The 7521-nt window shown below is 19.2% G+C and carries 7 protein-coding genes; 6 read left to right on the forward strand and 1 reads right to left on the reverse strand.

The features are described 5' to 3' along the window. The first annotated feature begins 1516 nt into the window (after positions 1 to 1516). From rpsB to Q8777_RS02055, 5 genes are all read left to right on the forward strand, one after another. Positions 1517 to 2296: a 30S ribosomal protein S2 gene (gene rpsB, locus Q8777_RS02035; protein WP_318676497.1), complete on the forward strand. Its 780-nt coding sequence runs from the start codon at positions 1517 to 1519 to the stop codon at positions 2294 to 2296. Positions 2297 to 2482: 186 nt separating this feature from the next. After that, entirely contained in the window at positions 2483 to 3325 is an 843-nt protein-coding gene (tsf, locus tag Q8777_RS02040) for a translation elongation factor Ts (protein ID WP_318676498.1), read from the forward strand. A 68-nt stretch (positions 3326 to 3393) separates the two neighbouring features. Then, positions 3394 to 4167 (forward strand): UMP kinase, encoded by a 774-nt coding sequence (gene pyrH / locus Q8777_RS02045; protein ID WP_318676499.1) that lies wholly within the window; start codon positions 3394 to 3396, stop codon positions 4165 to 4167. After that, positions 4109 to 4663, forward strand: coding sequence for a ribosome recycling factor (gene frr / locus Q8777_RS02050; RefSeq protein WP_318676500.1), 555 nt, complete (start codon positions 4109 to 4111; stop codon positions 4661 to 4663). The genes pyrH and frr overlap by 59 nt, the downstream gene beginning before the upstream one ends. Position 4664: 1 nt before the next feature. Further along, a complete protein-coding gene (locus Q8777_RS02055) occupies positions 4665 to 5606 on the forward strand; it encodes a phosphatidate cytidylyltransferase (protein WP_318676501.1) in 942 nt (313 codons plus the stop codon). A 23-nt stretch (positions 5607 to 5629) separates the two neighbouring features. Here Q8777_RS02055 and rpmB read toward each other — a convergent pair whose 3' ends face one another. After that, positions 5630 to 5818, reverse strand: coding sequence for a 50S ribosomal protein L28 (gene rpmB / locus Q8777_RS02060; protein WP_318676503.1), 189 nt, complete (start codon positions 5816 to 5818; stop codon positions 5630 to 5632). 318 nt (positions 5819 to 6136) lie between these two features. Between rpmB and Q8777_RS02065 the strand changes: the two genes are divergently transcribed. Then, on the forward strand, positions 6137 to 7521 hold a 1385-nt coding region (locus tag Q8777_RS02065; protein ID WP_318749455.1), incomplete at its 3' end, for a DAK2 domain-containing protein.

The following is a 7521-nucleotide window of genomic DNA, read 5'->3' on the forward strand; positions in this document are numbered from 1 at the left end:
CCTAACCAACTTTTTATTCTGTTTGGGAGTGAACCAATGTTTCATTTGTTTATAGTTAAAACAAATTTCGCGGTGAAAAAGAAAAATAGAGCCTCTGGGGGAGGCGCTATTTCGATATCGATAGTTATAAGTTATTTTTATTGTATAAAGCATTTTAACTTATTTAATTTTAAAAAATAATTATTATCCTTGGTTGTGTTGTGCCAAAATAGAACTGTTTTGAAAGTCGCAATATTTATAAAAAATTAGAAATTAAATTGTTTACTAATTACAAATATGATAACACAGAAAAAAAATTTTTAATTTTTTTTATTTTTAAAATTTTCTTTTTTAATAAAAAAAAAGAAAAAAGAAAAAAAGAAAAAAGAAAAAAAGAAAACATATATAGAAAATATATATAAAAAAAATTTTTATCTATAAACCCCATTTATAAGTTTTAGAATCTAAGAACATTAGACTAAAAAAATAATTTATAAATTATAAACTAAGTAAAAATTTTTTTTATTTTTTTATTTCAATTTATAATTCTATTTTTAATTTTTTAACGATTTTAAACATTTTAAAGCATTCTTGTTTAAAAAGATATTATTAAAAAATAATAATATATTTATATTTTTTATATCTCTTGATAATTTAAGTATAAAATAAAATAACTAAAACTAAATTATAATTAGTGCTTCGAGAACACAAAAAAATTTTCCATTTTCTTTTCTCTTTCATCATCAATTTATTTTTAATTTCTTTTAAACCATATAAATATTTTTTTATTTTTTATTAAACTCTCATTCGGTTTTGAATCCAAAAGAAAAAAAGTCGAACTGTTTTTTTAGTAAACAATTTGACTTTATTTGAGACTTGGTTAATGAGATATATTTTGATGTGACACGGATTTATGATTATTTTTTATAAAAATTAAAAATTATAAATTTTCTTTTTTTGTAAAATAACTTAATTTTTTTAAAAACTTATTGTGTTTTTTAATTCAAAAAATAGTCAAACTGTTATTTATAAACAATTTAACTATTTTTTTATTTTTTAGTAATTTTCCCATAATGTTAAAACTTAATTATTGATAGTTTTTAATTTTTTTTGTTAATTTTTATTATTTTTTGAAATTTTAAAATTATTTTTAATTTTATATTTTGAAAAAAATAATAGTAACAAAATTTAATTTATTTTTATTAAAAATAAAGTAAAATTTTTATTTTAATAAAAATAAGTACAACATTATAACTTTATATAAATGATAAAAAAATAGTAAAATATGTTAAAATTATTTTAGATTTTGATTTAGTAAAATATAAAATCGGTATGCTATCTTATAATCTAATACTGAATTTAAAATATTAATTTTAATTAATTAAAAATTATAATTATAAAACATATAGTTATATACTTCTAAAAACTAAAATATAATATAAAAAAATAATAACTGCACTATATAGATTAATTTAAATTATTTTATTTTCTAATTTTTAGAAACAAAAAAATATTAAAAGGAGTTAATTTTTTATTTATGTCGTCTGTAGTTTCTATTAAACAACTTTTAGAATCAGGTATTCATTTTGGACATGCAGCTAGAAAATGCCATTATAGAATGAAACCTTTTCTTTTTTCTCTAAATGATAGTGGAATTCCTATTGTTAGAAATAAAATTCACATTATAGATTTAAAAAAAACTATCGAACATATTGAATTTGCTTATAAAAAAATGATAGAAATAATTTCTTCAAATGGAAAAATTTTGTTTTTAGGGACAAAAAAACAAATTCAAGAAATTATTAAACAAGAAGCTCAAAGATCTAAACAATATTATGTTGTTCATAGATGGTTGGGTGGTACTTTCACTAATTTTCAAACTATTTTTAGAAGAATAAATTTTTTAAAAGATTTGTATAATCAAGAAAAAAAAGGATTATGGGAAAATTTAACTAAAAAAGAAGTTTCTAAATTAGTTAAAAAAAGAGAAAAATTAGAAAAATTTTTAGGTGGTATTAAAGAAATGAATCAATTACCACAAGCTATTTTTGTAATTGATGTTAAAAAAGATATTTTAGCGATCAAAGAAGCACGTAAATTAAATATTAAAATTTTCGGAATTATTGATAGCGATTGTGATCCGGATCTAGTTGATTATGTTATTCCAGCTAATAATGATGCTATTAAAGGAGTAAAATTGATTGCAAATATTATTGCAAATGCAGTTATCGAAGCAGAAAGCAAAAAATCTAAAGACAAGTTTGACGAAAAAAATAATGAAACGAAAACAGAAAATAACAAAAAAATAAATAATTAAATAAATATTTAAAACAATAAATTAATAAATTATTATTAGATAACATATTTAAAACGATATTTTAGTTTTTTTCTTTTTTCAATTATCTATAAAGATGTTATTTTAGCATCTTTTTTTATGTAAATAAGGATAAAAAATAAAATGTAACATTAAGATTTATTTATTTACAAAAAAGGGGAAATAAGAATGAAAATAAAAATTGAATTAATTAAAAAATTAAGAGATGAAACACAAGCAGGAATTCAAGATTGTAAAAAAGCTTTAGAACAAAAAAATGGAGATTTCGAAGCAGCTTTTTCTTTATTAAAAGAAAAAAGTCTTTTTTATTTTAAAAATAAAAAAATTAAAGAAAATAAAGAAGGTTTAACTAACGTAATTGTTAAAGACAATAAAGCAATTTTATATGAACTTAATGCAGAAACAGATTTTGTTGTTTTAAATAAAAATTTTATTGAATTATACAATAAAATAGGAGAATTTTTATTAGAAGCAGAACCATCTATTAAAACTTTAAATGATTTTTTAAATTATTATAAAAATGGCCAAACTGTTCAAGAAATGATTTTAGAAAAATCTTTCGTAATAAAAGAACAAATTTCATTATCTAGAATTCAAGTAGTTTATAAAAAAGAAAAAGAAAGTTTTGGTTTTTATAAACATCAAGGTGGAAAAATATCTTCTTTGGTTCATTTAGAAAATTGTTCGCCAGATGTACAAGAACATTTACCAGTTCATATAGTAGGAATGAAACCTAAATTTCTCAGTAAAGAAACAGTAGAAGAAAATTTTATCCTCGAAGAAAGAAAAAAATTATTACAACAAATTAAACAAAAAAATATAAATAAACCATTAAGTGATGATATTTTAAATAAAATAGTGGATAATAGTTTAAATTCAATTAAAGAAAAAAATTGTTTATTAGAACAACCTTTTTATATTGATGATAAACAAAAAGTTAAAGAATATTTATTAAAAAATAAAACTAATGTTATTGGTTATTATTTTTTTGAAGTAGGGGGGAAAAAGTAAATTAAACAATAAATAATTTTATATTTTTTTAATAAGTATCACTTTTTTAAGAAAAGGAGAGGAAATTAATGTTTAAAAGAATTCTTTTAAAATTAAGTGGAGAGGCATTGAAAGGAAAAAATTTTAACATTGATCCTCAAATAGTGAAAAAAATAGCCGAAGAAATAAAAGAAATTAAAGATTTAAATATAGAAATTATTATTATTGTAGGTGCTGGTAATATTTGGAGAGGACTTTTGGGTCAAGAATTAGGAATGGTCAGAAGTCAATCAGATTACATGGGCATGTTAGGAACAATAATTAATTCTTTGGCTCTACAAGATGCTTTAAATAATTTACAAGTTGAAACTAGAGTAATGACAGCTTTTTCTGTTACAGCAATTTCAGAACCTTATATCAAAGAAAGAGCGATTCGACATTTAGAAAAAAATAGAGTTGTTATTTTAGGAGCAGGTTTAGGGTTACCATATTTTTCTACAGATACAGCTGCAGCTTTAAGATCAGCAGAATTAAATGTAGATGCCATTTTAATGGCTAAAAACGGAGTTGAGGGTGTTTATAATAAAGATCCTAAAAAATATGATGACGCTGTTTTATTAAAAAATCTTCAATATAAAGACATTATTTATCAAAGATTAAATATTATGGATATAACTGCTGTTTCTTTATGTTGGGAAAATAAAATTGATATTTTAGTTTTTGATATGAATATCAAGGGGAATATAAAAAAAGTTATTTTAAAAGAAAATATAGGAACTTTAATTACTTCTAAGGAGGAAAAATGTGGAAAATTTATTGAAGGAAATTCTAACAAAAATAGAATTGAAAATGTCAACAATTAAAGAATCAATGATAGATAAATTCAATGTTATTCGTACAGGAAGCGCAAATCCCAAAATATTAGATAAAATAACTGTTAATTATTATGGTGCAGAAATGGTTTTAAAAAATATTAGTAAAATTAATGTAGTAGACGGTAACCAAATCCATATTAAACCTTTTGATCATGTTTTGATTTCCGAAATCGAAAAAGCTATTTTTAATTCTAATTTAGGGATTACTCCTCAGAATGATGGTACAATTATAAAATTATTGTTTCCTCATTTAACAGAAGAAAAAAGAAAAGCTTTAACAAAAGAGGTAGAAAAAATAAAAGAACAAACTAAAGTTTTTATCAGAAACATTCGCCGTAAATGGAACGAAGAAATTAAAAAAATGAAATTAAATGAAGCTTTTGAAAAATTATTTTTAAAAGAAATACAAAATTTAAATAATAAATATATTGAACTAATCGAAAAAGAGACAAAACAAAAAAATAATGAATTGTTAAAAATTTAAAATGAATAAAAAATTATTTGTTAATAAAAAAATTTTTATTGGTTTTATACTTTTTTTACTAAATTTTTTTTGTTTTTATTTTTTTACATTAATTGATAATAAATACAATTCTTTTTTTTTTCTCTATTTTAATTTATTTTTTATTTTAATAATTGTTTTTATTTCTACAAAAGAAATGCTAAATATAGATAAAAAATTAAAAAAAAAAATAAAAATAATCTATTTTATTTCTGTTTTTTTCAATTTTTTTTATTTTTTATCTTTATTGATTAATTTTTTCATAGAATATAAAAAATATAATATCCAAAATTATGAAAAAAAATATTCATTATTGAAAATAATTTTTCTTTTTGACAAATTAGAATATTTTTTATTTTTTTTATTTTGTTTATGGATGTGTTTTTTATTTATTAAAGATTTTAAAATAAAAAATCTAACTTTTCTTTTTTTAATTTTACTATATATTGTTTTTTGTAGTACTTGTTTTTTTACTTTAATTTTTTTAAATTATAAATGGTTTTTTTATCTTTTTATTATTACCATTTCAAGCGACAGTTTTTCTTTTTTAGGTGGTCTTTTGTTTGGTCATAATTTATTATTTTCTAAAGTTAGTCCTAAAAAAACATGGGAAGGTTTTTTTATTGGTCTAATTGTTACTTTTATTATAATTTTACTTTTTTTTGCTAATAGGCTTAATATTTATAATATTTTTTATTTTTTAATCTTTAATTTACTAAGTTGTATTATTTCTCCTTTAGGAGATCTTATTGCTTCTAAGTTGAAAAGAGAATTTTCTATAAAAGATTTTGATAGCATATTACCAGGCCACGGAGGAATATTAGATCGTTTTGATTCTCTTTTATTTTTATCTTTTTTTGTTGTTTTATTTTTATCTAGTCCTTTTTCATGTTTTAATAATCATATATTAGAAATTATCAATTGAAAAAAAAATTAGAATTAAAAATATTAAACTCTTTTTAATTCTAATTTTTTTAAAGCACGTGCAGAGATATAAATTTTTTGTTTTTTTCCTTTTTTGTTCAAAATTCTAATTTTTTGTAAATTAGCTTTCCATATTTTTTTAGTAGCATTCATAGCATGACTACGTTTATTCCCGAATAAAGTTGTTTTACCAGTAATATAGCATTTACTCATTTTTTTAAATCCTTTATAAATTTATATAAAACAGCAATAATATATTAAAATATTTATATCATAATTATAACATATCAAAAAAAAATTTATTAACTATTATATTTATATTTAAAAATTTGTGTTTAATTTTTTGAAACTTATATAAATAATAACTTTATAAATAATTTTTTTGATATGTTATAATTATGATATACTTAATTTTATTAATTTATTTTTTTATATTACCATTTAATAACTAAAAAAAACAATTAATTTTTAAATGATAAAATAAAAAAACATTTACAAAATAAAAGGACTATAATAAAAAACTAAAATAATATGGTAGATGTTAAAACAATCGATGGCCATTTATTTAAAAAAATGATTATAAATGGAACTTTAAATTTAAAACGTAATTATCAAAAAATAAATAACTTAAATGTTTTTCCTGTTCCAGATGGAGATACAGGAACTAATATGCAAATGACTATGATGGAAGGCGTTCGCCAAATTCAATTAATTAATAATTCTTCAATCATAGAGATAAGTAAAGTTTTATCAAATGCTCTTTTGATAGGTTCAAGAGGTAATTCTGGTGTTATTTTATCTCAATTTTTTGCCGGTTTCCATGAACATATTAACAATTTAAAAAAAAATAATATTAATGCTGAAGAATTGATAGATTCTATGATTATTGGTTATCAAAAATCTTACAAATCAGTAATAGAACCTGTTGAAGGAACCATTTTAACTGTTTTAAGAGAATCTATAGATAATACAAAAAATAAAAAAAAAGAAATTCGAACAATAAAAGAAGCACTTCAAATAATTATTGAAAATGCAAAAAAATCTTTAAAAAAAACTCCTAATTTATTACCTATTTTAAAAGAATTTAATGTTGTAGATAGCGGAGGAACAGGTTTTATTTTTATTTTAGAAGGAATGTTACTTTATTTAGAAAATGTAGAATTAGAAGACAAAAAAGAAGATGTTAATTTTTTTAATTTTGATGAAAAAAAAGAACATAATATTAAAAAAATTAAAAATTTGAAATATCGTTATTGCACAGAATTTATTATTAAATTAAAAGATCCTAATAATTTTTCTATTGAAAAACATAAGGAAAAAATGAAAAAATACGGAAATTCTTTAATTTTATTAAAATATAATGATTTATTAAAAATTCATATTCATACTAATGAAAATGAACTTATTTTAAAAAAACTATTACTTTATGGAGATTTAATAAAATCTAAAATCGATGACATTGGAAAACAAAATCAATATTTTATTGAAGATAATTATAAAAAAAATAATAATAAAAAAGAAAATAAATATTTTATTATTACTTTTGGTGATAGCGAAGAAATAAAAAATATTTTTAAAGAACTCAAAGTTGATTATATTATTGATATGAAACAAAAAAATTCTTTAATAAAAGTTTTAGATAAAATATTCAACAATGTCAATTCTGAAAATATAATATTGTTGCCTAATAAATATGAAGATATTAACATTTTAAAAAAATATGCTAAGAAAAAAAATCATTTAAATATTAAAATAATAAATACTAAAAATATCGGTGAAATTTATATAGTTCTTTTAACTTTTGATATAAGTATTTCTTTAGAAAAAAATTTAAAAAATATCAAAGAAAATATTAAAAAAATTAAAGTAGGGGAAGTTATGAACTCTATTTTTTACAATAAAGAAAAAAATATTTT

Origin of the sequence: Candidatus Phytoplasma stylosanthis, assembly GCF_032886435.1 — a bacterium.
GTDB lineage: Bacteria > Bacillota_I > Bacilli_A > Acholeplasmatales > Acholeplasmataceae > Phytoplasma > Phytoplasma stylosanthis.

What these genes read in the sequence shown, in the direction of transcription:
- rpsB (WP_318676497.1), top strand. Translation starts at nt 1,517, where the DNA reads ATGTCGTCTGTAGTTTCTATTAAACAACTTTTAGAATCAGGTATTCAT.
- tsf (WP_318676498.1), top strand. Translation starts at nt 2,483, where the DNA reads ATGAAAATAAAAATTGAATTAATTAAAAAATTAAGAGATGAAACACAA.
- pyrH (WP_318676499.1), top strand. Translation starts at nt 3,394, where the DNA reads ATGTTTAAAAGAATTCTTTTAAAATTAAGTGGAGAGGCATTGAAAGGA.
- Q8777_RS02055 (WP_318676501.1), top strand. Translation starts at nt 4,665, where the DNA reads ATGAATAAAAAATTATTTGTTAATAAAAAAATTTTTATTGGTTTTATA.
- rpmB (WP_318676503.1), bottom strand. Translation starts at nt 5,818, where the DNA reads ATGAGTAAATGCTATATTACTGGTAAAACAACTTTATTCGGGAATAAA.